25 protein-coding genes and 1 other annotated feature are annotated in these 26557 nt (G+C 38.3%); all 25 genes read left to right on the forward strand.

What is annotated here, in order from left to right; genetic code table 11:
- The first annotated feature begins 152 nt into the window (after positions 1-152).
- Entirely contained in the window at positions 153-1769 is a 1617-nt protein-coding gene (gene bshC / locus MKY46_RS04760) for a bacillithiol biosynthesis cysteine-adding enzyme BshC (RefSeq protein ID WP_036125265.1), read from the forward strand.
- A gap of 253 nt (positions 1770-2022) precedes the next feature.
- Positions 2023-2454 (forward strand): division/cell wall cluster transcriptional repressor MraZ, encoded by a 432-nt coding sequence (gene mraZ / locus MKY46_RS04765; RefSeq protein ID WP_036125263.1) that lies wholly within the window; start codon positions 2023-2025, stop codon positions 2452-2454.
- Positions 2455-2515: 61 nt separating this feature from the next.
- Entirely contained in the window at positions 2516-3466 is a 951-nt protein-coding gene (gene rsmH / locus MKY46_RS04770) for a 16S rRNA (cytosine(1402)-N(4))-methyltransferase RsmH (RefSeq protein WP_036125261.1), read from the forward strand.
- On the forward strand, positions 3467-3838 hold the full coding sequence (gene ftsL2 / locus MKY46_RS04775) for a cell division protein FtsL (protein ID WP_036125259.1): 372 nt from the start codon (positions 3467-3469) through the stop codon (positions 3836-3838). It abuts the gene before it with no gap.
- Positions 3835-6057: a penicillin-binding protein gene (locus MKY46_RS04780; protein WP_051891697.1), complete on the forward strand. Its 2223-nt coding sequence runs from the start codon at positions 3835-3837 to the stop codon at positions 6055-6057. The genes ftsL2 and MKY46_RS04780 overlap by 4 nt, the downstream gene beginning before the upstream one ends.
- 57 nt (positions 6058-6114) lie before the next feature.
- Positions 6115-8031 carry a stage V sporulation protein D gene (locus tag MKY46_RS04785; RefSeq protein WP_036125256.1) on the forward strand — a complete coding sequence of 639 codons (1917 nt, stop codon included), beginning with the start codon at positions 6115-6117 and terminating at the stop codon, positions 8029-8031.
- A 125-nt stretch (positions 8032-8156) separates the two neighbouring features.
- Positions 8157-9128 carry a phospho-N-acetylmuramoyl-pentapeptide-transferase gene (mraY, locus tag MKY46_RS04790; RefSeq protein WP_036125252.1) on the forward strand — a complete coding sequence of 324 codons (972 nt, stop codon included), beginning with the start codon at positions 8157-8159 and terminating at the stop codon, positions 9126-9128.
- Complete coding sequence (gene murD, locus MKY46_RS04795; protein ID WP_036125250.1) at positions 9128-10477, forward strand: UDP-N-acetylmuramoyl-L-alanine--D-glutamate ligase; 1350 nt, start codon at positions 9128-9130, stop codon at positions 10475-10477. The genes mraY and murD overlap by 1 nt, the downstream gene beginning before the upstream one ends.
- 40 nt (positions 10478-10517) lie before the next feature.
- A complete protein-coding gene (gene ftsW, locus MKY46_RS04800) occupies positions 10518-11597 on the forward strand; it encodes a putative lipid II flippase FtsW (RefSeq protein ID WP_036125247.1) in 1080 nt (359 codons plus the stop codon).
- 20 nt (positions 11598-11617) lie between these two features.
- A complete protein-coding gene (locus tag MKY46_RS04805; RefSeq protein WP_036125245.1) occupies positions 11618-12448 on the forward strand; it encodes a cell division protein FtsQ/DivIB in 831 nt (276 codons plus the stop codon).
- Complete coding sequence (locus tag MKY46_RS04810) at positions 12429-13154, forward strand: DUF881 domain-containing protein (protein WP_036125243.1); 726 nt, start codon at positions 12429-12431, stop codon at positions 13152-13154. The genes MKY46_RS04805 and MKY46_RS04810 overlap by 20 nt, the downstream gene beginning before the upstream one ends.
- Before the next feature lie 121 nt (positions 13155-13275).
- Entirely contained in the window at positions 13276-13995 is a 720-nt protein-coding gene (locus MKY46_RS04815) for a DUF881 domain-containing protein (RefSeq protein WP_036125239.1), read from the forward strand.
- A 3-nt stretch (positions 13996-13998) separates the two neighbouring features.
- Positions 13999-14370 (forward strand): small basic family protein, encoded by a 372-nt coding sequence (locus MKY46_RS04820; protein WP_036125237.1) that lies wholly within the window; start codon positions 13999-14001, stop codon positions 14368-14370.
- A 95-nt stretch (positions 14371-14465) separates the two neighbouring features.
- Positions 14466-15749: a cell division protein FtsA gene (gene ftsA, locus MKY46_RS04825; protein ID WP_036125235.1), complete on the forward strand. Its 1284-nt coding sequence runs from the start codon at positions 14466-14468 to the stop codon at positions 15747-15749.
- Between the two features lie 53 nt (positions 15750-15802).
- On the forward strand, positions 15803-16960 hold the full coding sequence (gene ftsZ / locus MKY46_RS04830; RefSeq protein WP_058843469.1) for a cell division protein FtsZ: 1158 nt from the start codon (positions 15803-15805) through the stop codon (positions 16958-16960).
- Between the two features lie 191 nt (positions 16961-17151).
- On the forward strand, positions 17152-17985 hold the full coding sequence (locus tag MKY46_RS04835; protein WP_036125177.1) for a sigma-E processing peptidase SpoIIGA: 834 nt from the start codon (positions 17152-17154) through the stop codon (positions 17983-17985).
- 13 nt (positions 17986-17998) lie between these two features.
- Positions 17999-18706: an RNA polymerase sporulation sigma factor SigE gene (sigE, locus tag MKY46_RS04840; protein WP_009373518.1), complete on the forward strand. Its 708-nt coding sequence runs from the start codon at positions 17999-18001 to the stop codon at positions 18704-18706.
- A 114-nt stretch (positions 18707-18820) separates the two neighbouring features.
- A complete protein-coding gene (gene sigG / locus MKY46_RS04845) occupies positions 18821-19594 on the forward strand; it encodes an RNA polymerase sporulation sigma factor SigG (RefSeq protein WP_004227313.1) in 774 nt (257 codons plus the stop codon).
- 128 nt (positions 19595-19722) lie between these two features.
- The gene (locus MKY46_RS04850) at positions 19723-19965 is read left to right on the forward strand and encodes a PRC-barrel domain-containing protein (RefSeq protein ID WP_230593885.1); all 243 of its coding nucleotides are present in this window, start codon (positions 19723-19725) and stop codon (positions 19963-19965) included.
- Between the two features lie 118 nt (positions 19966-20083).
- Entirely contained in the window at positions 20084-20788 is a 705-nt protein-coding gene (locus MKY46_RS04855) for a YggS family pyridoxal phosphate-dependent enzyme (RefSeq protein WP_036125178.1), read from the forward strand.
- Positions 20772-21269, forward strand: a complete 498-nt coding sequence (locus MKY46_RS04860; protein ID WP_036125175.1) for a cell division protein SepF — start codon at positions 20772-20774, stop codon at positions 21267-21269. Before MKY46_RS04855 ends, MKY46_RS04860 begins: the two co-directional genes overlap by 17 nt.
- Positions 21270-21289: 20 nt before the next feature.
- Positions 21290-21571 (forward strand): YggT family protein, encoded by a 282-nt coding sequence (locus MKY46_RS04865; RefSeq protein ID WP_058843470.1) that lies wholly within the window; start codon positions 21290-21292, stop codon positions 21569-21571.
- A 273-nt stretch (positions 21572-21844) separates the two neighbouring features.
- Positions 21845-22633 carry a YlmH family RNA-binding protein gene (locus MKY46_RS04870; protein WP_036125174.1) on the forward strand — a complete coding sequence of 263 codons (789 nt, stop codon included), beginning with the start codon at positions 21845-21847 and terminating at the stop codon, positions 22631-22633.
- Positions 22634-22728: 95 nt separating this feature from the next.
- Positions 22729-23253: a DivIVA domain-containing protein gene (locus tag MKY46_RS04875; RefSeq protein ID WP_036125171.1), complete on the forward strand. Its 525-nt coding sequence runs from the start codon at positions 22729-22731 to the stop codon at positions 23251-23253.
- Positions 23254-23349: 96 nt separating this feature from the next.
- Positions 23350-23573: a binding site (T-box leader), on the forward strand.
- A gap of 111 nt (positions 23574-23684) precedes the next feature.
- Positions 23685-26453 carry an isoleucine--tRNA ligase gene (gene ileS / locus MKY46_RS04880; RefSeq protein WP_036125168.1) on the forward strand — a complete coding sequence of 923 codons (2769 nt, stop codon included), beginning with the start codon at positions 23685-23687 and terminating at the stop codon, positions 26451-26453.
- The last annotated feature ends 104 nt before the right edge of the window (positions 26454-26557 follow it).

Below are 26557 nucleotides of genomic sequence, written 5' to 3' on the forward strand. Positions count from 1 at the left end.
GCTTAGTTTAGTCATCTTGTGCTGTTGCTAGCTTATGTAATGATGAAAGATGGGCTAAAAACATTTAAGACATCATGTGCATAGTATGAATGGAATTAATTTCTCATTATGGAGTAAGAAAATGATTTAGTGAGTAGAGGAGTTTATGTTAAATGAAACTGGAGTCTATCCAAGTACCTATAAAAAATCATGTGCTAGCAGATTACTGGTCGCCAAATACCGCCATTCATCAATTTTTTGAGTATGAGTATAATGATCAAGCTTTTGAGGAAAGAGCGAAGCATTTAGCACAACATGCTCGAGACCAAAAAGAATTAACAGCCATCATTCGTCAATTTATGGAGCCGCTTGGGCTTTCTAACAAGGCGAATGAACATTTAGAACAACTAGAGCAAGGAGCTATGGTGGTAGTCGGTGGACAACAAGCAGGTATCTTAACTGGCCCTCTTTACTCCGTTCATAAAGCTATTTCAGTGATAGCATTAGCGAAAGAGCAAAGTGCTAAGCTTCAACAGCCTGTCATTCCTGTTTTTTGGATAGCTGGAGAGGATCACGACTTAGAAGAGATTAATCACACTTATACAGTACATGGAGAATTACTAAAAAAGCGTGCGTATAGTGAGCGCTCTAGACGTAAAACGATGGCTTCTGCAACAGTTCTAAATAAAGAGTTGATGACGCAATTGATTAATACAATTGTTCGGGATATTGGTGAGACAGAGTATACGGAAGCGTTGATGAAGCAACTAGTAGACGCGCTGAACGAAAGTGAAACATTTACAGACTTCTTTGCCTGTTTGATGAATCAACTATTCAAAGAGGAAGGTCTGCTGTTAATTGATGCAGCCAACTTCCAATTCCGTCAATTTGAAAGCAAATATTTTGCGCAAATCATCCACTACAATGAAGAAATTGCTAGAATAGTAACGGAACAGGAAGAGGAACTGGAGCGTGCTGGCTATGGTAAGCCTATTTTGGCGACATATGAAGCGGCCAATTTATTTTATGTAGAGGATGGAGAACGTCATCTTTTAGAAAGAAAAAATGAGCTATTTGTTAATTTAGCGGCAAATCTCAAATTTACACAGGATGAGCTGTTGGCAATTGCTGACAAGCATCCTGAACGTTTAAGTAATAATGTAGTGACTCGTCCGTTAATGCAGGAGATGACACTGCCTGTGTTGGCATTTGTTGGTGGCCCAGGTGAATTGGCTTATTGGGCAACACTGAAAAATGCATTTTCAGCATTAGATTTACAAATGCCGATTTTTGCGCCTCGTCTTCATATCACAATTGTTACACGTCACGCAGAGCAATTATTACGTGAGCATCAACTAACTGTGACGGATGTATGGGAAGGCAAAGCATTGCAGTTAAAAGAACGTTTTATTGCAGACGTGCAGGACAGTGAAGCAAAACGACAAATACAAGCTATGCAGCAGATAGTAACAGAAAAATATGAGGAGCTAGCTTCCTATTTAGAAAAACAGCATTTGCATTTAGAAAAGATCCTTGTAAAAAACCAAGAAAATCATGAGAAGCAATTTGATTATCTACAGCAAAAAATTGAACAAACTGTACTAAGCAAGCATGAAGCGACGATTCGTAAATTTATGACGCTGCAACATGAATTGTATCCAAATGATGGTTTCCAAGAGAGAACCTATAATCCATACCAATATATCAATGAGTTTGGACCTATGCTAATTACCGAAATGCTGAAACAAAATTACAGCATTGGTAAGCACCACTATTTACTCTATTTATAAATAATGAAATAAGTTCTTTTTACCTAATTATTTGTTTACCTCCATATGGATTTGGTGAATAATGTCGAGAAAAATAGTATATAAAGAGCTATCCTACTAAGGGTAGCTCTTTTCTTATGTCCTTTAGCATATATCAAAAAAAATCCTAAAGGCCAAATTGCATATTAAGTGATAAAATGTCAAGTTTTTTTTAAAAAAAGTGGAGGAAAGTGGGGGGATGTGGTACATTATTTAATAAAGTGGGGTGAGTAGTATGTTCATGGGAGAATATCAACACTCCGTTGATGCAAAAGGGCGAATAATCGTACCGGCAAAATTTCGTGAAGCTTTAGGCGAAACGTTTGTTGTCACAAGAGGTCTCGATAACTGTCTATTTGGCTATCCTATGAATGAATGGCGAAAACTCGAAGAAAAATTAAAAGGTTTACCAATGACCAAAAAAGATACCCGAGCATTTGCAAGGTTTTTCTTTTCTGGAGCAACAGAGGTAGAAATAGACAAGCAGGGGCGTATCAATATCCCAACTACTCTCATGCAACATGCACATCTTGTAAAAGAGTGTGTGGTGTTAGGGGTTTCAAATCGAATTGAGATTTGGGCAAAAGATGCTTGGGAAGCTTACTTTAGTGAGTCTGAACAATCTTTTAATGAAATTGCAGAAAATATGATTGGCTTTGATTTTTAACTTTTATAGGTATTACAACGCGATAGTTGTATGAGGTTAAGGCCTGAAAGGAGCGTGTGGTATGTTCGATCATACAACCGTGTTATTAAAAGAAACTGTTGATGGGTTGAACATCGATCCTGATGGTGTATATGTGGACTGTACGCTAGGTGGTGCAGGTCACAGTGAATATTTAGTACAACAATTATCAGATAAAGGTCGTTTGATTTGCTTTGACCAAGATACGACGGCCATTGAAAATGCGAAAATTCGATTAGCGCCCTATATTGAGCGTGTTACATTTATTCATTCGAATTTCCGTTATTTAAAAGAGGAACTAGTAGCTCATGGTTTCGAGCAGGTTGATGGCATTTTGTATGACTTAGGTGTATCTTCTCCACAATTAGATACACCTGAACGAGGCTTTAGCTATCACCATGATGCACCACTTGATATGCGTATGGATCAAACAGCAACGCTGACAGCATTTGATGTTGTTAATCATTGGGCATATGAAGATCTCGTTCGGATATTTTTCCGTTATGGGGAAGAAAAGTTTTCAAAGCAAGTGGCTCGTAAAATCGAAGAAGCTCGTAAAGTAGCTCCAATTGAAACAACTGGTCACCTTGTAGAATTAATTAAAGAGGGTATTCCAGCAGCGGCACGCCGAAAAGGTGGACATCCAGCAAAGCGCATTTTCCAAGCAATACGAATTGCTGTTAATGATGAGCTAGGCGCAGCAGAGGATTCATTAGTCGATGCGATTGATATGATTAACGTAGGGGGGCGCATTAGTGTCATTACGTTCCATTCATTGGAGGACCGCCTATGTAAGACAATCTTTAAGGAAGCGTCATCATTACCGGAATTACCACCAAACTTACCTGTAATTCCTGATGACATGAAGCCAACTTTAAAGCTGATTACACGAAAGCCAATTATTCCTTCTGATGAAGAATTGGCAGTCAATAATCGTGCACGTTCAGCGAAGCTTAGAGTGGTGGAGAAAATTAACGACAAAGGGCGTGAGTAAATGGCAGCAGTTCGTGTAAGGCAGCAGCACCAACATCAACAAGTGCAACAACCGATAACACCACCTAGTCCACAACCCACTATCATACGTCGTAAAAAACCGAACCAGAAGTTTGAAAAGACAATGCTACTTGCTTTAGTTGGCATTATTATAGTTTTAGGAGTAATAGTGTTAAATAAACAAGCAGCTATTCAAACAACAAGTATAGACATTCAAAACATTGAATCAGAAGCAGAAGAGATTGCGAAACAGAATGTTGACTTGACGGTTCGTGTGAGTGAACTTTCTACATACGAAAACATATGGAAAAAAGCGAAAGAACTCGGTTTAACTCAAAATGAGAAAAATGTAAAGGTAGTGCCGGGAGAATGAAAAAAAAGAGATTTCGATTCCAATGGGGAGCCTTTCTATTATTAATTTTTTATGGAGGGCTCTTTTTTCTATTATTTACAAGAATGGTGACGATTCAGGCGACAGGGGAAGTAGAAGGACAAGAGCTTGCAGCGAGAGCCGCAGCGAAGTATGGTAAAGAAAGTGTACTTACAGCAAATCGTGGGAAGATTTATGATCAAAATGGGCAAGTAATTGCGGAAGATACATTAAGTTACCGCATAATTGCCATTGTAAGCGAAAAGGCTACGACAGATCCTAAGAAACCAAGACATGTAGTAGATTCTGAAAAAACGGCCGAGGTTTTGGCTAAGTATATTCCAGCAATGAAGGACAATGAAGAAGAGATTGTTAAAAAACTGAACAATCGATATAGAAGTGATGGCGAGCCTTTATACCAAGTTGAGTTTGGCAGCGCTGGACGAGGCATTAGTCACGAAGTCATGAGTAAAATAAAGGATGAAAAATTACCAGGAATCCTATTTGTCAGTGACTTAAAACGTTATTATCCAAATGGTGTATTTGCCTCCCATTTAATAGGCTATGCACTGAAAAAGGATAATGAAGATGGAACAGTTACAACAAAGGGAGAAATGGGCCTAGAGTATACGTATGATAAAGAGCTAACAGGCGTCAATGGCAAGATTAAATATGAGACGGATGCATTCCATTACTTACTCCCAAATAGCGAGAAAATGGTGACACCTGCCAAAAACGGGAATGACATTTATTTAACGCTCGATAAAACAATCCAAAGCTTTTTAGAGGAAGCAATGACAAAGGTTGAACAGGAATATAATCCTGAATCTATGACAGCGGTCGTAGCAGATCCGAAAACAGGGAAAATTTTAGCGATGTCTCAGCGTCCTACGTTCAACCCTGAAACACGTGAAAGTCAAAATATGAAGTGGTTGAATGAGGTGATTGAGGAGACAATCGAGCCTGGATCAACGATGAAAACATTCACGCTTGCTTCAGCTATTGATACAGGAAAATGGACACCGAATGAATGGTTTATGTCAGGATCATATACAGTATTTGACCGTACGATTCGAGATCACAATAGATATGGTTGGGGACCGATTACTTATTTAGAAGGGTTCCAACGATCTGCCAATACGGGTATGGCCCATTTATTAACGAAGATTGGTGATGATGTCTTTATTGAATATCTGGACCGCTTTGGTTTTGGTCATAAAACAGGTATTGATTTACCGAATGAAGCGGCAGGTACTATTTTATCGAAGTATCCTATTCAACGAGTGACAACAACTTACGGCCAAGGTTCTACAGTAACGCCTATTCAGTTAATCCAAGCGATGACAGCAATTGCGAATGATGGAAAAATGATGCAGCCGTATGTTATTGATCGTATTGTCGACTCATCAACTGGAAAAGTTATTCAAAAGCATGAGCCCGTGGAAAAAGGACAACCAATTAAAGCTGATACAGCGAAACAAGTACGAGAAATCCTTGCTTCAACGTTAACCTCAGAAAAAGGTACGGCGAAGGATTTTATACTGGAGGATTATGAGGTTGCTGGGAAAACGGGGACTGCCCAAATTCCAAAAGCTAGTGGTGGATATCTTTCAAACCAATACCTCTATTCATTCTTAGGCTTGGCTCCTGTAGACGATCCACAGTTAATTGTCTATGTCTCAGTGAAAAAACCTAAGTTGAGCAACGAGCTTGGATCTGTACCAGTGTCAAAAGTATTTAACCCAGTTATGTTAAATAGCTTAAAGCATCTTAACATCAATCCAGATGATGTACAGCATGTCAATAAAGTTAGTATACAAGATTATACAGGTCAAAGTGCTGAAGCGGTGGAGGTAGAATTAGCGAATGATGGTTTACAGCCAATCATTGTTGGCGCTGGTGGTAAAATTATTGAACAATATCCAACGAACACTCAAAAACTTGTAAAAGGTAGTTTTATATTTTTAAAGACAGATGGCGAAATAACATTGCCAGACTTTACGAATTGGTCATTACGCAATTTACTTGTTTTTAAATCCATGACAGGGCTAGAGATGGAAATTTTCGGTGAAGGCTTTGTAGCGAGTCAAAGTGTATCCGCAGGAACTATCATCACTGATAGTTCACCGATTGTTGTTAAGCTCAAAACACCTGCAGAAAGCTTTGTGCAAGATGTTGAAGCCCCCGCTGAGGGTGAAGTTGAAGAAATAGAGGATGAATAATACTGAATAGAAGTCCACTTTATTTCATACGTTGTAAAAAACAAGGTGTGATGTCGAATGAAGTGGATTTCTATCCATTCTAAAAAGCGTTTACGTATTTTATATGTGTTGTTTATGTGTGTGGCTGTGGCAATTATTGTAAGACTGCTCTTTTTGCAAGTATTAGATCAAAAAGAACTGACAACGAAGGCAGAGGAGAATTGGGACCGAGAAATTCCATTTGCAAATGAACGTGGGCATATTACAGATCGAGATGGTGAAAGCATCGTAACCAATAAGCTAGCTCCAACCTTGTATTTCATGCCTTCACAAAGTAAGGATATTGAAGGGGCTGCAGAAAAAATTGCGCAAGTTCTGGAAGTAGACAAAGAGAAGCTACTAGAGAAAATGCAGAAAAAAGCCTATTTAGTGAAGTTAGCGCCGGAAGGGAAAAATATACCCTATGAAAAAGCGGTGGAATTACAAGGTATGCAAATTGAAGGATTATACAGTGGTGTGGACTATTCTAGGGATTATCCTTACGGCACACTCTTATCTCGATTTTTAGGCTTTACTGGCTATGATGCTCAAGGCTTAGCTGGGATTGAATATGAATATGATAAATTATTGCAGGCTAATTCTTCTGCGATTCGCCTCTTTACAGATGCAAAAGGTAATAATTTACCAAATGTTTCGAGTGCATGGAAAGCGGGAGAGGATGGTGCAACGATTGAGTTAACCATCGATGTCGATGTCCAGCAGGTTGTTGAGCGTGAATTGTCACAAGCTATGAAGCGCTATGAAGCTGACCAAGCATTGGCTATTGCTATGAATCCAAATAATGGTGAAATTTTGGCATTAGCCTCCTATCCGACTTTCCATCCAGCTGAATATCAATTAGTAGAGCCTGCGATTTATAATCGAAATTTACCTGTATGGATGACATACGAGCCTGGTTCAACTTTTAAAATTATTACCTTGAGTGCAGCCTTGGAAGAAAATTTAGTGGATTTAGAACATGATACTTTTTATGACCCAGGCTATACAATGGTTGCTGGTGCAAGGCTTCGCTGTTGGAAGCGTGAGGGGCATGGGCATGAAACATTTTTAGAGGTAGTTGAAAACTCCTGTAACCCAGGTTTTATAGAATTAGGACAGCGGTTAGGTAATGAGCGGTTGTTGCAATATATTAAAGATTTTGGTTTTGGTCAAAAGACAGGATCTAATATTGCTGGTGAAGCTTCAGGGATTTTATTTTCTAAGGAAGCCTTTGGACCTGTTGAGCAGGCCACCACTTCATTTGGGCAAGGGGTAGCCGTGACACCTATTCAACAAGTGCAGGCAGTAGCTGCTGCAATCAATGGAGGCAAGCTCTATACGCCATATGTTGTGAAAAAGGTATTTAATCCGAATACAGGGGAAGTTATACAAGAGACGGAGCCAGTTGTTAAAAATCAGGTGATTCGTGAGGAGACATCTGCCAAAGTACGAGGCGCATTAGAATCGGTAGTGGCGAATGGTTCAGGTCGACAAGCCTTTCGTGATGGCTTACGAATTGGCGGTAAAACAGGAACCGCACAAAAGGTTGAAAATGGTCGTTATAAAAGTGGAGAATATATCGTATCATTTATAGGCTTTGCGCCTGCAGACAATCCGCAAATTGTCGTCTATGTAGCTGTTGACAATCCGAAAAAGACAACACAGTTTGGCGGTGTTGTAGCAGCACCGATTGTTGGGCAAATTATTGAGGATGTTGCACCTTTTGTAGGTATTGAAAAATCGAAGGAACAGCTTGAAAAGGATTATCGTTATGGTGATCCAATTACTGTGAAGGTACCGAATTTTATTGGTCAAACAAAAGATGATATTGCCAAGCAATTTTATCCATTCCGCATAGAATGGCATGGGGAAGGGACCAAAATTGGTAACCAATTACCTGAAGTGGATAGTGTTATCAAACAAGATGGTACCATTCATTTATATTTGGAGAACTAAAATAACTTTACCTTTAAAAAATGGGAAAGAACCACTATTATTATGAAGGGTAGTAATAAATAAATGAAAGTTTATGCTTTTTTCTTAAAGAAGAAAGTGAAACAAGATTTAAAGGAGATTTTTCAATGAAACTCGCAACAACACTTACCATTTTAGCTCTTGCTTTTATAGTAACAGTTATCCTGGCACCAATTAGTATTCCACTTCTTCGTCGTCTAAAGTTTGGGCAAAGTATTCGTGAAGAGGGACCAAAATCACATATGAAAAAAGCTGGTACACCAACAATGGGAGGAATCATTTTTTTAATATCTATCGTCCTTACAACTGTTGGTGTAGGTAGCTTTTTAGATTTATTAACGACACAAACCGTAGTACTTTTATTAGTATTAGCAGGGTTTGGTTTAATAGGTTTATTGGATGATGGTTTAAAAGTTGTATTTAAAAGAAATTTAGGTTTAACTTCTCTTCAGAAGTTGATTGGTCAAATTGTTATTGCTATTCTTGCTTATTTCCTGCTGTATGTAGGATCATTTGATACAACGCTCGCTATTCCGTTTACTGAGTGGACAATAGATCTTGGGGTATTCTATGTAGCCTTTTTAATTTTCTGGCTAGTAGGCTTCTCCAATGCCGTAAATTTGACGGATGGTTTAGACGGGCTAGTGGCAGGCACTGCTTCAATTGCCTTTGCAGCATTTGGCGTTATTGCGCTCTTCCAAAATCAAGCGGATATTGCACTATTTACATTTGCTGTAACAGGTGCTTTATTAGGATTTTTATTATTTAATGCCAATCCTGCCAAGGTATTTATGGGAGATACGGGTTCGTTAGCATTAGGTGGGGCATTAGCGATGGTATCTGTGCTAGTAAAGGAAGAATTCTTGCTTTTGCTAGTTGGTTTAGTGTTTGTTATCGAAACATTATCCGTTATTTTACAGGTAGGTAGCTTTAAGCTTCGCAAAAAGCGTATTTTTAAAATGAGTCCTATCCACCATCACTTTGAATTATCAGGTTGGTCAGAATGGAAAGTCGTGCTTGTCTTCTGGTCAACTGCTCTAGCAGTAGCATTGATTGCAGTCTTATCGGAGGCGTTCTAATGAAAAACTATACAGATTTACAACATAAAAAAGTACTTGTGTTAGGTCTAGCAAAGAGTGGTGTAGCCGCTGCTGAAATTTTACATGAGCTTGGCGCCTTTGTAACCGTCAATGATTCCAAACCATTTGATGAAAGTCCAGATGCACAAGGTTTATTACAAAAGGGGATTACAGTGATTTGTGGTCGTCATCCTGAAGATTTACTAGATGAAGGCTTTGAATTAGTAGTCAAAAATCCTGGGATACCATATAGCAATCGAATTGTGGCTGATGCCCTTCGTCGTGAAATACCTGTCTGGACAGAGATTGAGCTTGCTTATTTAATTAGCGATGCGCCATTTATTGGTATAACAGGATCAAATGGCAAAACCACAACGACAACTTTAATTTTTGATATGTTAAATAGTGGGAGTAAAAATCCTCTAATTGCGGGGAATATTGGGACAGTAGCCTGTGGTGTCGCAAAAGAAGCTAATAAAGATGACATCATTGTAACTGAATTGTCTTCATTCCAATTGATGGGAATAAAAACGTTTAAGCCAAAAATCGCTATTTTAACAAATCTTTATGATGCACATCTTGATTATCATGGGACATTTGACAATTATGCTGGAGCAAAGTTTGGTGTGACACGTAATCAAGATGATAGTGATTATTTTATTTATAATGCGGATCAACCGATTGTTGTTGGATATGCAGCACAATCGAATGCTCAAAAAGTTCCATTCAGTTCAAAGGGACGTACTACAAGCGGCATTAGTGCAGATGAGACAACGATTTATTGGCAAGGTGAGCCATATATGGAGCGTGCTCATATCGCCCTGCCTGGCAAGCATAATTTAGAAAACATCCTAGCAGCCGTTGCAGCTTGTATTTTAGTTGGCTGTGACAAGGCGAAGATGGAAGAGGTGTTAGCGACTTTTGGTGGCGTTCGTCACCGTACACAATTCGTTCGCGAATGGAATGGTCGAAAGATTTACAATGATTCTAAGGCAACCAACTGCTTAGCAACAAAGAGTGCTTTAGATGCTTTCCAAGCACCTATTATTTTACTCGCAGGTGGCTTAGATCGTGGACATTCTTTTGAAGAACTTCGCCCTTGTATGCAGCATGTAAAAGGTGTTGTTGCATTTGGAGAAACAGGCTTACGCTTTGTAGAATTTGCAAAGTCGTGTGGTGTCCAACAGACAGTCATTGCCCAAAATGTAGAAGACGCTGTACACTATGCAGCACCGATGTCGGCAGAGGGAGATATTATCTTACTATCTCCAGCATGTGCAAGCTGGGATCAATATGACAGCTTTGAAATACGCGGAGATGTTTTTATTGATGCTGTAATGAAGCTGTAATGAGCCTGTAACTATTTTAGAATATACTTGACTTGGAAGGATGGCATTACTGAGAGGTAAAGAAAGTTACTTATTGCTCGTCACAACTTTGATGCTATCAATAATCGGCATTGTTTTCGTCTATTCTGCAGGTACCTACTGGAGTGCCGTTCATTATAGTGGAAAAATGCCGTTTTATATGAAGCAAAGCATATACTTTGTGGTAGCCATTGTCGTATTTTTAATCACGATTCGATTAAATATTTTGAGAGAGCAGTCCTTTTGGAAAATGGCCTATATATTTTCGTTAATTTTACTTGTTCTCGTATTAATTCCAGGTATTGGGCTTGTGAGAAATGGCTCGCAAAGCTGGATTGGTTTAGGTCCATTAACAATTCAGCCAGCAGAGCTAACGAAAATTACAGTCATTGTGTACTTGAGTCATATATTAGCGCAACATAAAACAGGAAAACCGATTGTTAATTGGCGCCATGGGGCGATTCTTCTACTACCCGTTGCCCTTATTATGTTGCAGCCTGATTTCGGCTCAGTATTTATTCTTGTTGTCTCTGTGTTTTTATTATTTTTTGTCGCTGGCTATCCTCTAAAACTGTACGCCATGATTATGCTAGTTGGTGTTGCTGGATTGGTAGGGCTCATTGCGACAGCACCGTATCGTCTAAAGCGTATAGAAGCATTTCTTGATCCATGGGCAGATCCCCTAGTAAGTGGGTTCCAAGCAGTGCAATCCTTAATGGCAATTGGTCCAGCAGGGATATTCGGTCATGGTTTTGGTCAAAGTCGTCAAAAATTCCTTTATTTACCTGAACCGCAAAATGATTTTATTTACGCGATTATTTTAGAAGAAGTCGGATTAATTGGTGGCCTTGTCATTTTAGCGCTCTTTGTACTGACAATTTATGCAGGCTATAAATTTGCTGTACAGGCTAAAAATCGAACATCCTATTATGCGATTATCGGGCTTGTTACGATGTTGATGGTGCAAGCATTTCTAAATATAGCTGTCGTAATAGGTTTAGTGCCAGTAACGGGTGTTACATTGCCCTTTATTAGCTACGGAGGTACATCTTTAGTAACAATGTGGTTAATAATAGGTATTATTTATCAATTTGCGAAATAAATATAAAGGAGGAGTACTTTTTGGAGAAAGTAATCGATATAGAAGATCGCATACCTACGCTTAAAAAGCGACGAAAAAAGCGTACTAACCGGAAATTTATAGTGCTAATATTACTTTTCTTTATTGTGTTAGCAGTACTCCTTTATTTTCAATCTCCATATAGCAATATCAAGAAAATCACAGTTCATGGTGCTAAGCTAGCGAATGACGAATATTATTTGGAGACAAGTACCCTTGTTCCAGGTAAATCAATGTGGGGTTTCAAAGTGGAAGATGTTGAGCAGATTTTATTAAAGGATAAATGGGTAAAAGAAGCACATGTTAAACGTAACTGGCTACAAGGCGTTACAATTGAAATAAAAGAATGGAAAAAGGTTGCGTACTTAGCTGGAGACGGCACCTACTATCCTTTGCTAGAAAACGGCAAACGCTTTGAACAAACTGGTAATGATACACCAATTGATGCACCTGTTTTTATCGGGATAACCGGTGAAAAAACCATTAATAAGCTTGTTGAGCAGCTAGCGCAATTAAAGCCGGAAGTTTTGGCTTTAATTTCTCAAGTTAACACGAATAGTAATGATGCGAATCCAAATGCAGTCAAGCTTTATATGAATGATGGCTATGAAGTACGTGCTGTGATTCAGACGCTGGCGGAAAAGTTAGATTACTACCCCTCGATCGTTGCGCAAATTGCCAACTTAGAAAAAGGTGTGATTGATTTAGAGGTCGGTTCATACTATCGTCCTTTTAATGAGGAGTACAACAAGATAAGTATTGACTTGGAAGCAAGTGCAGATGGGGAAATGGTTAACCAGGAAGTGACGGAAGATGAACAACAAGAAGAATAGCAAAGGGAGTTTTTTTTCTAGAAAACAATTTGAATTACTAATTGTTTGTGTAACAACAGGATTTATCATAGGCTATTCATACAACCAAGCAAAAGACAATAGGGAAGCAGGCACTATTAATTCAGAGCTTTTTGAGCAAGAGGACTCTTATCGTGAGGAGTTAATCACTCAACAAGAACGCAATAAAGAGCTTACAGAAGAGCTAAATAATTTACAAGAACAGATTCGAAAGTATGAAAAATCATTTGCTTCAAATGAAAAGGATTATAAGAAGCTTGTTGAACAAGCAGAGGATTTACGTTTATTACTTGGTGAACTAAAAAGTGAGGGAAAAGGCATACGTGTAACTCTTCAAGATGGAGACTATGATCCGAAATCTTTGAATCCAAATGATTATATCGTTCATGAAAGCCATGTTTTTAAATTGTTGAACGAACTGAAAATTTCAGGTGCTCAAGCCATTGCTATCAATGGACAACGTGTTATGGCTAATTCCTATATTCGCTGTAATGGACCAGTGATAACAATTGATGGGACACAGCACCCAGCGCCATTTGTGATAGAAGCAGTAGGTGATTCAGAAACTTTAATGGCTTCTTTAAATTTAAATGGTGGTGTGGTGGATCAGCTATTAAATGACAATATTATCGTGTCATTGGAAGAAAATCAAAAGCTGACAATGCCAAAAGTAAAAGTAGAGAGTTAAGGACAAGCTTTATTGATCCTACTTAAAGTCTAACTTAGCCTCCAGATAAATAGACGATTGTAGTATTTACAATTCAAATATGAATTCTGCGGGGCATGCGATACGTCTAGGAGGGGCTATTTTGAAAAGAAATATGTACACCCGAATAACGATCGTGCTATTTATTATCGGTTTGATGATAGCGGTACAATACAATACCATACAAAAACCAGCTGAGCGAGATACACGAGATATTTGGGCAATAAGAGAGGAATTAGCACAAGAAAAACAAAGACATTCCGCATTACTGGCAGAAATTCGCTCACTTCATGAAGTAGTGGATCGCTATGAGCAATCTGAGAAAGTAAATCAGCAAGCAGCTTTAAATGAAACATTAAATCGTTTAAAGCTACAGGCAGGATTAACAGAAGTTATGGGGGCAGGCGTCATACTACATGTTGAACCTGCACCAGAATTAATTGAAATGGGGTATGAAATTAAAGAAATTTCACCCGATTTATTAACTCAGTTATTAAATACGCTTTTTAAAAATGATGCTACGAGTGTTTCCATCGATGGCAACCGTGTTGTACAAACAACAGCCATTCGGGATATAAATGGTAAGACAACAGTGAATAGTATACCATTGTCTTCCCCTACTTTCGAGGTTCATGTTGGGACAAGCAATTATAAAGCAGCACAAAAATTGTATAATTCACTACAAGCCTCAACATTTGTAGACTCATTTTATTTAGATAATTTTAATTTAGTGATTGAAGAGCCAACTGAGCAGTTACAAATTCCAGCATTTGATCAGCCATTGACAAATGATTATTTAGCAGAGGTAAAAAAAGGAGATTAATATATGTGGCTACCATTTTTAGGTTTGCTATTTGGACTTGCCCTTGGCTTGTTAACAAATATACAAATCCCCTCTATGTATGAAAATTATCTGTCAATAGCTGTTTTAGCAGCTTTAGATACATTATTTGGTGGTATTCGCGCGCAATTACAGCAAGTTTACGACGATAAAGTATTTGTATCAGGATTCTTTTTTAATATAGTTCTAGCAGCGGGTTTAGCCTTTATAGGCGTGAACTTAGGGATTGATTTGTATTTAGCAGCCATTTTCGCTTTTGGAGTACGTTTGTTCCAAAATATAGCAATAATTAGGCGTATATTACTAACCCGCTTAGATGAAAAACGTCACAAGAGAAAAAGAACTTCCATAGAATGAGAGAAAAATTGACCAAAATACTCGATTTGCTTAGACATTATGCCAAATTTACAATAGAATGAAAATAAGAGCATTTTTCAAGGAGGTGCAGCGAATTGAATCAGCAAGATTTATACATTTCACTTGATATTGGGTCCTCCTCTATCAAGGTATTAATAGGTGAAATGAGTGACGGGCAATTACATGTAATTGGCGTCGGAAATGTAAAATCGAATGGCGTTCGAAAAGGTGCAATTGTTGATATTGATGCAACAGTACAATCTATTCGAAAAGCAGTAGAACAAGCCGAACGAATGACAGGTTATCAAATTCATGAAGTCGTTTTAGGCGTTCCAGCTAACCAGACGATGTTACAGCTAGTTAAAGGTGTTGTCGCTGTGAATAGTGAAAATAGAGAAATTACAGATGATGATTTAGACAGAGTGGTAGAATCTGCACAAGTCATGTCGATACCTCCTGAACGTGAATTAGTTAACATCATTCCAAGACAGTTTATTGTAGACAACCTTGATGAAATTAAAGATCCTCGTGGTATGATTGGCATCCGCCTTGAGATGGATGCAACAATGATAACGACTTCCAAAACGCTTCTACACAACGTTCTTCGCTGTGTAGAACGAGCTGGTTTAAGTATACGAGAAATATATTTGCAGCCATTAGCATCAGGCTACTTTGCATTAACTGAAGATGAAAAAAACCAAGGGACTGCCTTTATAGACTTAGGAGGCGGATCTACAACAATCACGGTATTTGAAGAGGGTTTGTTAACGCATACGGGTGTCATACCAGTTGGTGGTGATCATATAACGAAAGATATTTCAATCGTTTTAAAAACACCAACAGAACAAGCAGAGCAGATCAAACACCAATTTGGACATGCCTTTTATGACGATGCATCTGATGATGAAGTCTTTGAAGTGCCTGTTGTAGGTACAGATTCAACTGATCAGTACAGTCAGCGTTATATTTCAGAAATTATTGGCGCTAGATTAGAAGAATTATTGGAGTTAGTGATTGATGAGTTGGCGCGTTTAGGTGTTCGAGATTTACCAGGTGGCGTTGTTTTAACCGGTGGCGTTGCAAAGCTTGAAGGAATAGCCCAATTGGCACGTCAAATTCTACAAACGCGTGTAAGAATCTATACACCCGATTATATTGGCGTTAGAGAGCCTTCATTTGCGACGGCAGTTGGACTTATTCGTTACGCCTATTTAGAAGATGATTTTTACGGTAAGAGTACGAATACGCAACCTGTTGAATATGCAGCTGTAGGGGCTCAACCAGCTATAAATAAAAAGCAAGAGTATTCTACACCTTCAGAACCAAAAGAAAGCGTAATCGGGAAAGCAAAAAAATTATTTGATAAGTTTTTTGATTAACTAGAATGCGTAATGAATGATACAGAGTCGAGTTACCGTGGGAGGAAAAAGAGATGTTAGAATTTGATACAAGTGTTGATGAACTTGCAGTAATAAAGGTCATAGGTGTTGGTGGCGGCGGTAACAACGCGGTCAATCGAATGATAGAACATGGTGTACAAGGCGTTGACTTTATCGCAGTGAACACAGATGCACAGGCATTAAACTTATCCAAAGCGGAAATAAAGCTACAAATTGGTGCTAAATTAACGCGTGGACTAGGTGCAGGTGCAAATCCTGAAGTAGGAAAAAAAGCTGCTGAAGAGAGCAGAGAACAGCTAGAAGAAGTTCTTCGTGGGGCAGATATGGTATTTGTGACAGCCGGTATGGGTGGCGGAACAGGTACTGGTGCAGCCCCAGTTATTGCACAAATTGCACGTGAATTGGGAGCCCTTACAGTAGGGGTTGTCACACGCCCATTTACGTTTGAAGGACGTAAGCGCCAAACACAAGCAATCGGTGGAATTGGTGGCATGAAGGAATCAGTAGATACACTGATTGTGATTCCGAACGATAAGCTTTTACAAATTGTTGATAAATCAACACCAATGTTAGAAGCCTTCAGAGAAGCTGATAATGTTTTACGTCAGGGTGTACAAGGTATTTCGGATTTAATTGCAACACCTGGTCTTATTAACTTAGACTTTGCTGACGTGAAAACAATTATGTCTAACAAAGGTTCAGCATTAATGGGCATTGGTATCGCAACAGGCGAAAATAGAGCTTCTGAAGCTGCGAAGAAAGCAATTTCAAGTCCATTGCTTGAATCGTCAATTGATGGTGCTAAAGGTGTCCTTATGAACATTACAGGTGGTTCAAATCTAAGTTTATTTGAAGTACAAGAAGCGGCAGATATCGTAGCTTCTGCGTCAGATGAAGAAGTAAATATGATTTTCGGTTCTGTTATTAATGAAAATCTTAAAGATGAAATCATTGTTACAGTTATTGCGACTGGCTTCACTGAAGAAGCACTACAGCAACAACGTAATACAGCAAAACCGTCACTCAACATAAACAGACAATCTGCTCCACAACAACAGGCGCCGATTCGTGAACAACGACAAGAAACGCATGTTCAACAAGAGCAGCCACGTCAAAATCAGCAACATTATGCACAGGATGACATGCTTGAAGTACCTGCATTTTTACGTAACCGCAAAAATCGCGGATAAAACAAGCATAAATCTTCTAGAAAGCTCGTATTCTACTTAGGTAGGGTACGAGCTTTTTATATTGCATAACATGTTGTTCAAATGTGTAAGGAAACCATGTATTTTGTCAAAACATTTTCAGGAAATGATGCGATTGTTTGACAATATTTGTGGGAATAACGTGCTAACTTTGTAAGTAGGAGGCGGCTGTTATGTATGGAGAATGGCTGGTGCTCATTAATACGCTTTTTAATCTAGCAATACTCACGTTTACGGCAAGAGTAACAGGGGTCTTGGTGAAGAATTCAAGATTATTAATGAGTTCAATTTGTAGTAGTTTTGTAGCTGTCATTGGCGGTCAAATGCTGTGGACGACGATTCTTAGTTTTATATTGCTAATTGGTATAGCATTTCACTTCAAGATTCGAAGTTTTCAGAAGCAAGGTCCTATTGTATTAACAGCAACAATCGTTATTGGCGGTTTATTAACAGCTCTACAACCTTTTTTGAAAAATCTTTCTGTTACCCATTTTATTATGATTTGCTTTTTACTTGCAGTTTTAAATCTTATTGCATTCTACAAGCAATGGGGTTTTGTAAAGCTAGAACGCTTAAGTGGTCAATTTGTTTTTGATACAACTTTAAAAATTTTTGGGGCAACCATACCACTTTCTGCTTTTGTGGATACAGGTAATCAAGCTATTGAGCCATTATCAGGAAAGCCGGTTCATTTTGTTTCCTATACAGCTTTACGGCCACATTTACCTTCAGCGTTCCGTCAATCATTAATAGAATGGCAAGAAACAGATCCGTACAATGTATCCATGTTTTCAGAAGATTATCAGCGTTATATACGATTTATTCATGTTAATACGGTACAGCAGCAAACCGTAGTGCTTGGTTTTCGTTTTGATGAGTGGCATATAAAGGGGGAGCCCTCACAAGTGAAAACGAATGAATATATCGTTTTAACCAAGAAAGCTAAAAATTTTCCACATAGCACAGCAGCAATTTTACATTTTTCAGCGCTTTCAAATAACTCATAGAGGGGGAGAACTATTGCTTCTTAGGCTACTTGCTAGCTTGAAAAAATTATGGAGTAAGTTTCGGAGTCGTGAAACGTACTATATAGGGGGAAATGATTCATTGCCAGTGCCATTAAGTCGAGAAGAAGAAGTTACAGTCATTGCATCCTTTATGAACGGTGATTTACGTGCTAGAGACACACTAATTGAACGTAATTTACGTCTTGTTGTATATATTGCAAGACGTTTTGATAACACAGGCACGCCAATAGAAGATTTAATCAGCATAGGCTCGATTGGTTTAATTAAGGCGATTGAAACGTTCAATACTGATAAAAATATTAAGCTTGCAACATATGCATCACGTTGCATTGAAAACGAAATTTTAATGCATTTACGAAAAACAAGTCGTATGAAGGGTGAAGTTTCACTAGATGAACCACTAAATTCTGATGCAGATGGAAATGAATTATTACTGTCAGATATTTTAGGAACAGAAGAGCATATTATTCTTGATAATGTTGAGAAGAAAATTGAACGTCAGCATATGTTCCATGCGATTAATTTATTAGGTGCGCGAGAGCGGTATATTATGGAATGTCGTTTTGGTCTCAATGGAAAAGTTGAAATGACTCAAAAAGAAGTGGCAGATCATTTAGGTATATCGCAATCATATATTTCCCGATTAGAAAAGAAAATTATTCAAGATTTACGTGAAAATTTAAATCAACCGATTTCGTAGAAAGGGAAATTTAACCTACCTAAAATTGGTCGCAGCTTTTGTGCATATTCTTGTTTCTCTCGGACAAACTGATGTCACGGTTTAGTCAGAGAATAACATCCGGAGGAATCGAATATGCGAACAAAAGTAGATCTTTGCGGCTTAGATACATCGACTTTGCCAATTTTAAAGCACGAGGAAATGAAGGAACTCTTCATCCGTTTACAAGCTGGAGAAACTGAGATTAGAGAAGAGCTTGTCATGTGCAATTTAAGGTTAGTGCTTAGTATTGTCGGTAGATTTGCCTATCGGGGTGAACAGGCAGATGATTTATTTCAAGTGGGCTGTATTGGGCTCATGAAAGCCATTGATCATTTTGATTTAAAGCATAATGTACGATTTTCGACATATGCTGTACCAATGATTATTGGTGAAATTCGTCGCCATCTGCGTGATCATCATGCATTGCGTGTATCGCGCTCTCTAAGAGATATAGCTTATAAGGCAATGCAGGCAAAAGAGCAATGGATAACCGATAATTTGCGTGAACCAACGATTGAAGAAATTGCTGAGATGATTGACATGAAAAAAGAAGATGTTTTATTCGCTTTAGATGCCATTCAAGATCCAGTTTCATTACAGGAGCCCATTTATTCAGACGGTGGAGACGCTGTTTATATGATGGACCAATTACGTGATGATGATGTATCAGAGGATCAATGGGTTGCCTACGTGTCGGTAAAGGAAAGCTTGCAAAAGCTAGATGAACGTCAGCAAATGATCGTTGCAAAACGTTTCTATTATGGTGAAACGCAAACGGAAATCGCGAAGGAATTGGGGATTTCCCAAGCACAAATTTCACGTCTTGAAAAAAATGCTATTGAAACAATGCAAAAAGATTACAAATAAAAAAATGCGCATCGGATTATTCGGTGCGCATTTTATCTTCATTCAATGAACAAGTGATACATAAATATAAAGTAACAGCTAAGTTTGATGATAGAAATGAATGTACAAAAATAAAGAATAGAGGAGGTATGTCATTGCGTTTTTCATTATTACAGCAAAAAGAAGTGATTGAAGCAGGAAATGGGCGATTTATAGGTTTTGTAATAGATGCTGAAGTCTCAAAAGAAACGGGCTATGTGACAGCATTTTTGATTGCAGAGCCTCGTAAATATCTTGGTTTTTTTAAAGGGGAAGAGTCTGTAAGAAAAGTGTATATGAAAGATGTGCTTGTCGTTGGCAAGGATGTTATTTTAGTTAAAGCACTTTCCTAAGGCATATGTTAATAAAATTGTGGTGAATGTAAACTGACATAGGTCAGGCTATTCATTGATAAATCAAGCATTGCTTGTTACAATAAAAGAAACTATTGTTGTAAAGTTGGGAAAAACAGTGACAAAAATCTTAACAAATTTAAACAAACTACATGATTTAATAACAGCAGCAGAAAAAAAAGGCAATCGTCAGGGTGATAAAGTCCAAATAATTGCCGTAACGAAAGAAGTTTCTGTTGAAAGAACACAAGAAGCAATTGATGCAGGACTCTCTCATTTAGGAGAAAATAGACCTGAAGGCCTGCAACGTAAAATTGCAGAGATTCATGCTGATGTACATTGGCATTATATCGGGTCACTTCAAACACGTAAAGTAAAACAAGTCATTAACAGCATTGATTATTTACACTCCTTAGATCGTTTGAGTCTGGCAGAAGAAATTGAAAAAAGAGCAGATCGGCCAGTTAAATGTTTTGTACAAGTAAATGTTTCGGGTGAAGAATCAAAACATGGCTTAAGTATCGAAGAAGTTTTGCCTTTTGTAGAAGCGTTAAAGAGTTTTACAAAGATTCAAGTTGTAGGTTTAATGACCATGGCACCAAATACAGAAGACGAAGCAATCATTCGCTCTGTTTTCAAGCAATTAAAACAATGTCAACAGCAAATAGCCGAGCAAGGATTCGCACATGCACCTTGTACCGAGTTATCAATGGGCATGTCTAATGACTTTGAAATTGCGGTAGAGGAAGGGGCTACTTTTGTTCGAGTCGGAACGGCTCTTGTTGGAAATGAAAGAGGGGAACAGGATGAGCATGAAAAATAAAATTAAAAACTTCTTTTACCTTGAAGAAGAACTAGAAGAAGAAATCACGCAAGCTCCTATTCAGCAGCAACAGCCCATACAACAACAGCAACCGATTCATTCCGTAAAGCCAAAAAAAACGATTAAAGAGCGTAGGGCGCCTATTCAAGAAATTATGCCGCAAAGTTCAGCAACGCCTAACAACATTGTAAGCTTGCAGGCAGCTATGAGCTCTAAGGGAGCAAAAGTTGTTTTAATTGAGCCTAGAGTTTATGCAGAAGCACAAGATATCGCGGAGCATTTAAAAAATAAGCGTGCTGCAATTGTCAATTTACAACGTATTGAACGAGAGCAAGGTAAACGCATTATTGATTTTTTAAGTGGTACAGTCTATGCACTTGCCGGGGATATCCAACGTATCGGTAAAGATATCTTCCTTTGTACGCCAGATAATGTAGAAGTGACTGGTGAAATTACAAACTTTATTTTAGACGATAATTAATAGCGAGGATTGTAGTTTATATGACTTTTTTTATAATACTTGGTTATGTATCATTAGCATTTAGAATCTATTCATTTATGCTAATTGGCTATATTTTAATGTCTTGGGTGCCTGCCGCTCAAAATTCAGCCATTGGACGTATGCTTGAAAAAGTGTGTGAGCCGTATTTAGGGATTTTCAGAAAGTTCATTCCACCACTTGGAATGATTGATATTTCACCAATTGTGGCTATCTTCATGTTGAATTTTATTGAACGAGGGCTTGTTATAGTCATCCAGAAAATATTTCTTATGTTCGTTTAGCAGTAAATCCTCACTCTTAGGTGGGGATTTTTTATTTAGCAATGTTTTTGTACGGAAAGAGCAACGGTGGTTCAAAAAAATAGAGGGTGATAAAGGTTTGTTTAACGGGTGTTCAAATATCCTTGTATAATGAGACTGCCCCAGTGGAAAAAAGAACTTTTCAAGTAAATGTAAAAAAATTATACTCAATGATGCAAAGACGTCATAACTTGGAAATACTATGTTCATCCAGCCCACCAAGCATATAGAACTAGTGAAAGAGGAGACAACGAGATGGAACACTTAATTCAGCATTTTCGAAAAGATGAACAACCGTTTATTGAACAAGTAATAAGTTGGCAGCGTGAGGTAGAGGATCGCTATGCACCTAAGCTAACAGATTTTCTTGATCCCAGACAGCGTTTTATCGTGACATCTATTATCGGACAGGACGACACATTGAAAACGGCATGTGCAGGGTTATTTGACGGGGCAGAGAGACAGCGTATGCTTATTTATCCTGCTTACTATGAAGTTATGGAGGAAGACTTTCAGCTGACAGCATTTACGATTCACTATCCTATGAAATTTGTCCAGCTCCGGCATCCAGATGTGTTAGGGGCCTTGTTATCATTAGGCTTGAATCGTGGTAAATTTGGTGATATACGTGTCAATGAGCAGCAGGTGCAATTTGTAGTAGCACAAGAGGTAGCAGATTATGTTCGTTTGCATTTAACGGGTATTGGTAAAGTCAAGGTACATGTTGAATCTTTAAAGCAAGACGAGCCACTTCTCTTCAATGAGGATGAGTGGTTTGAGGAATCTCATACTGTTTCATCCATGCGTTTAGATGTGATTATCGCTACCATTTTAAATGTGTCACGTCAAAAGGCACAAGCTTTGATTACTGGGAATAAAGTACGTGTCAATTGGACAGAGCGAGATACAGTTGCCTTTGAATTACAAGAAGGGGATATTTTATCGATACGAGGGAGCGGTCGTGTGAAAATTATTATGACAGAAGGCCGTACAAAAAAGGATAAAATCCGTCTGCAAATCGGTCGATTGGCCCAAAAAAGCTGAAAGTGAAGTAAATTTCATTAATTTTTACTGCTAAGTTGTCGGAACAATTGTATAATAGAAATTACGAATGTACATGTAAAGGAGAGAAGGATTGTATGCCATTATCACCTATTGATATACATAATAAGGAGTTTACAAAAGCTTTCAGAGGTTATGCTGAAGATGAAGTAAATGAATTTTTAGACCAAATCATTAAAGACTACGAAATTTTGTTACGTGAAAAAAAAGAGGTTGATAAGCAATTAGAGATGGCCTTAGAACAGGCGAGGCATTTTAGCTCCTTAGAAGAAACTTTGCAGAAGTCCATTGTTGTTGCACAAGAAGCGGCTGATGAAGTGCGAAGAAATTCACAAAAAGAGGCTAAACTCATTGTAAAAGAGGCTGAGAAAAATGCTGATCGAATTGTCAATGATGCTTTAACAAAAGCTCGTAAGGTGACGATTGAAATTGATGAGCTTAAAAAACAATCTAAAGTATTCCGTAATCGTTTCAAGATGCTTGTTGAGGCACAGCTTGATTTGCTTAATGCTGATGACTGGGATCATTTGCTTCAATATGATATTGATTTAACAGAAATTCAAGCATCTGTTGAGGAAGCACAAGAATCTGAAGAGATGTAACTTTTCTTTTTAATGGTTGCACTCGACAAATGAAACTTGACGCCATTGTTTGAATTTCATATACTTTGTAATAGTAATTATTTTGAAAAGATATGCATACAGGCAGAGACGAAGACAGTATTTGTTAGGCGTAGTTAAGCGATTTGGGGACAGTGAGAGCCCAAACATGCAACTAACATTGAACATCACTTCTGAGCTAAATAGCTGAAAAAAGTAGGTTATTTCGTGATGCACGACGTTAACGTGCTTGAAAGAGGTAGTGCAATATTTTTGTGCTACAAGTAGGGTGGTACCGCGAGTAGAAGCTTCTCGTCCCTTAGTGGGATTGAGGGCTTTTTTTATTTGTTCACGAATTGTTTGAGTTGCGTTTGCCAATAACTGTCCTAGAAGTAATTGTCTATATGCTTGGGTAAAATAAAGGAGGAATTTTAATGGTTGAATACAAAGATACGTTATTAATGCCAAAAACAGATTTCCCAATGCGTGGGAATCTACCGGCGAATGAGCCAAAAACGCAAGAAAAATGGAATGACATGGATATTAACAAATTACAGATGGAACGTACTGCCGATCGTCCAGAATATGTTCTACATGATGGTCCTCCCTATGCAAATGGTGATATCCACATCGGCCATGCCTTAAATAAAGTATTGAAGGATATGATTACACGTCATCGTTCAATGACTGGCTACCATGTGAATTATATTCCAGGCTGGGATACGCACGGTCTACCAATTGAACAAGCACTGACAAACAAAGGTGTAAAGCGTAAAGAAATGTCAGTAGCAGCATTCCGCCAACTTTGTGAAGAGTATGCATATGAGCAAATTGATAATCAACGTGCCCAATTCCGTCGTCTAGGCATTCGTGGTGATTGGGAAAACCCTTATATTACATTAAAGCCTGAATTTGAAGCACGTCAAATTGAAGTGTTCGGTAAAATGGCTGAAAAGGGTTACATTTATAAAGGCTTAAAACCAGTTTATTGGTCACCATCTTCTGAGTCTGCTTTAGCAGAAGCTGAAATTGAATATAAGGACATCAAATCACCATCAATCTATGTTAGCTTTGCTATTAAAGATGCGAAAGGCATTGTACCAGCAGATGCTAAATTTATTATTTGGACAACAACACCTTGGACATTACCAGCAAACTTAGGCATTTCTTTAAATCCTGAATTTATGTATGTTGTAGTTGCTGTAGCTAATAAAAAATTCATCATTGCCAAAGAATTATTAACATCAGTAGCGAATGCCCTTGGATGGGAAGACTATGAGGTTGTTCAAGAAGTAAAAGGGGAAGCACTTGATCGTCTTGTAGCGCAGCATCCATTTTATGATCGTGAATCTCTTATTATGGTAGGAGAACACGTAACTGCTGAAGCGGGTACAGGTTGTGTTCATACAGCTCCTGGACACGGGGAAGACGATTATCATATTGGTAAACAATATGGTTTAGGCATTCTTAGCCCTCTTGATAATAGCGGCTGTTATACAGATGAAGCACCTGGTTTTGAAGGCGTGTTTTATAATGATGCCAACAAACTTGTAACAGAAAAACTAAAAGAAGTAGATGCATTAGAAAAACTTGACTTCTTTACGCACTCTTATCCACATGACTGGCGTACGAAAAAACCTGTTATTTATCGTGCGACACCACAATGGTTTGCCTCTGTTGAAGCATTCCGTGGTGAGTTGTTAGAAGCTGTAAAAGCTACAGCATTTACACCAGCTTGGGGAGAAACTCGTCTTTATAATATGATTCGTGATCGTGGAGACTGGGTTATTTCACGTCAACGTGCTTGGGGTGTGCCGATTCCAATTTTCTACGCAGAAAACGGAGAGCCAATTATTACACCTGAAACAATTAGCCATATCTCAGCATTATTCCGTGAGCATGGATCCAATATTTGGTTCCAAAAAACAGCAAAAGAATTATTACCAGAGGGCTTTACACATCCAGGTAGCCCGAACGGCGAATTCACAAAAGAAAATGATATTATGGACGTCTGGTTCGATTCAGGTTCATCCCACCAAGGTGTACTTGTAGAGCGCGGCATGAAATATCCAGCTGATTTATACTTAGAAGGCTCTGACCAGCATCGTGGTTGGTTTAACTCATCTCTTATTACATCTGTTGCTATTAATGGCTATGCACCATATAAAGGACTATTAACACATGGTTTTGTTCTTGATGGTGAAGGACGTAAAATGAGTAAATCATTAGGAAATGTGATCATTCCACAAAAAGTAATGGATCAGTATGGAGCAGATATTCTTCGTCTATGGGTTGCTTCTGTTGACTATACAGCGGATGTACGAATTTCGATGGATATGTTAAAGCAAGTATCAGAGGTGTACCGTAAAATTCGTAATACATTTCGTTTCTTACATGGCAATATCGCTGATTTCGATCCAAAGAAAGATCGTGTTGCCTATGCAGAGCTTCGTGAGATGGATCAATATGTCTATATGCGTTTACAGGATGTCTTACAAACTGTTCGTGCAGCATATGATCGTTATGATTTCGCTGCTGTTTATCACATCGTCAATAATTTTGTCGCAGTCGAGTTATCTTCATTCTATTTAGATATTGCAAAAGATGTTGTCTATATCGAAGGTCACGACAATAAAGATCGTCGAGCGATGCAAACAGTTATTTACGATACATTAATGACATTGGTTAAAATCATGACACCAATCATCCCTCATACAACAGATGAAATGTGGTCTTATCTACATGCCCAAGGTATTGTAGAGGAAGTTTCTGTTCAATTAACGGACTTCCCAGAGGTAGATGTTCAAGAGAATTTTGAAAGCCTACGTACAAAATGGGAAAATATTATTGATGTACGTGACGATATCTTAAAAGCATTAGAGGAAGCTCGTAATGCTAAAACAATAGGTAAATCACTAGAAGCAAAAGTAACAGTATATGCCAAAGAGGATGTTGTAGCCTTATTGAATGATGTGAACATTGACTTTGCACAGCTTTCAATCGTTTCTGCTTTTGAAGTAGCTACTATTGATGAGGCGCCTGCTGAAGCTTTAGCACTTGAGCATGTATCCATTGTAGTTGAGAAGGCAACAGGGGAGAAATGTGAGCGTTGCTGGTCAATTTCTGAAACAATTGGTGCAAATGAGGCACATCCTACAGTTTGTGCGCGCTGTGCAGAAGTTGTAGAAAAATATTACGTTTAACGGAAATGAATAATAAGAATCTGCATTTCTATTGTAGATCATACGCAAGTCTCCTTGATGGGGGCTTGCTTTTTTTCATGGAGGTTTTGCAGATTCTTGTTAGA

Source organism: Lysinibacillus sp. FSL M8-0355, assembly GCF_038008985.1.
GTDB classification, from domain to species: Bacteria; Bacillota; Bacilli; order Bacillales_A; family Planococcaceae; genus Lysinibacillus; species Lysinibacillus fusiformis_D.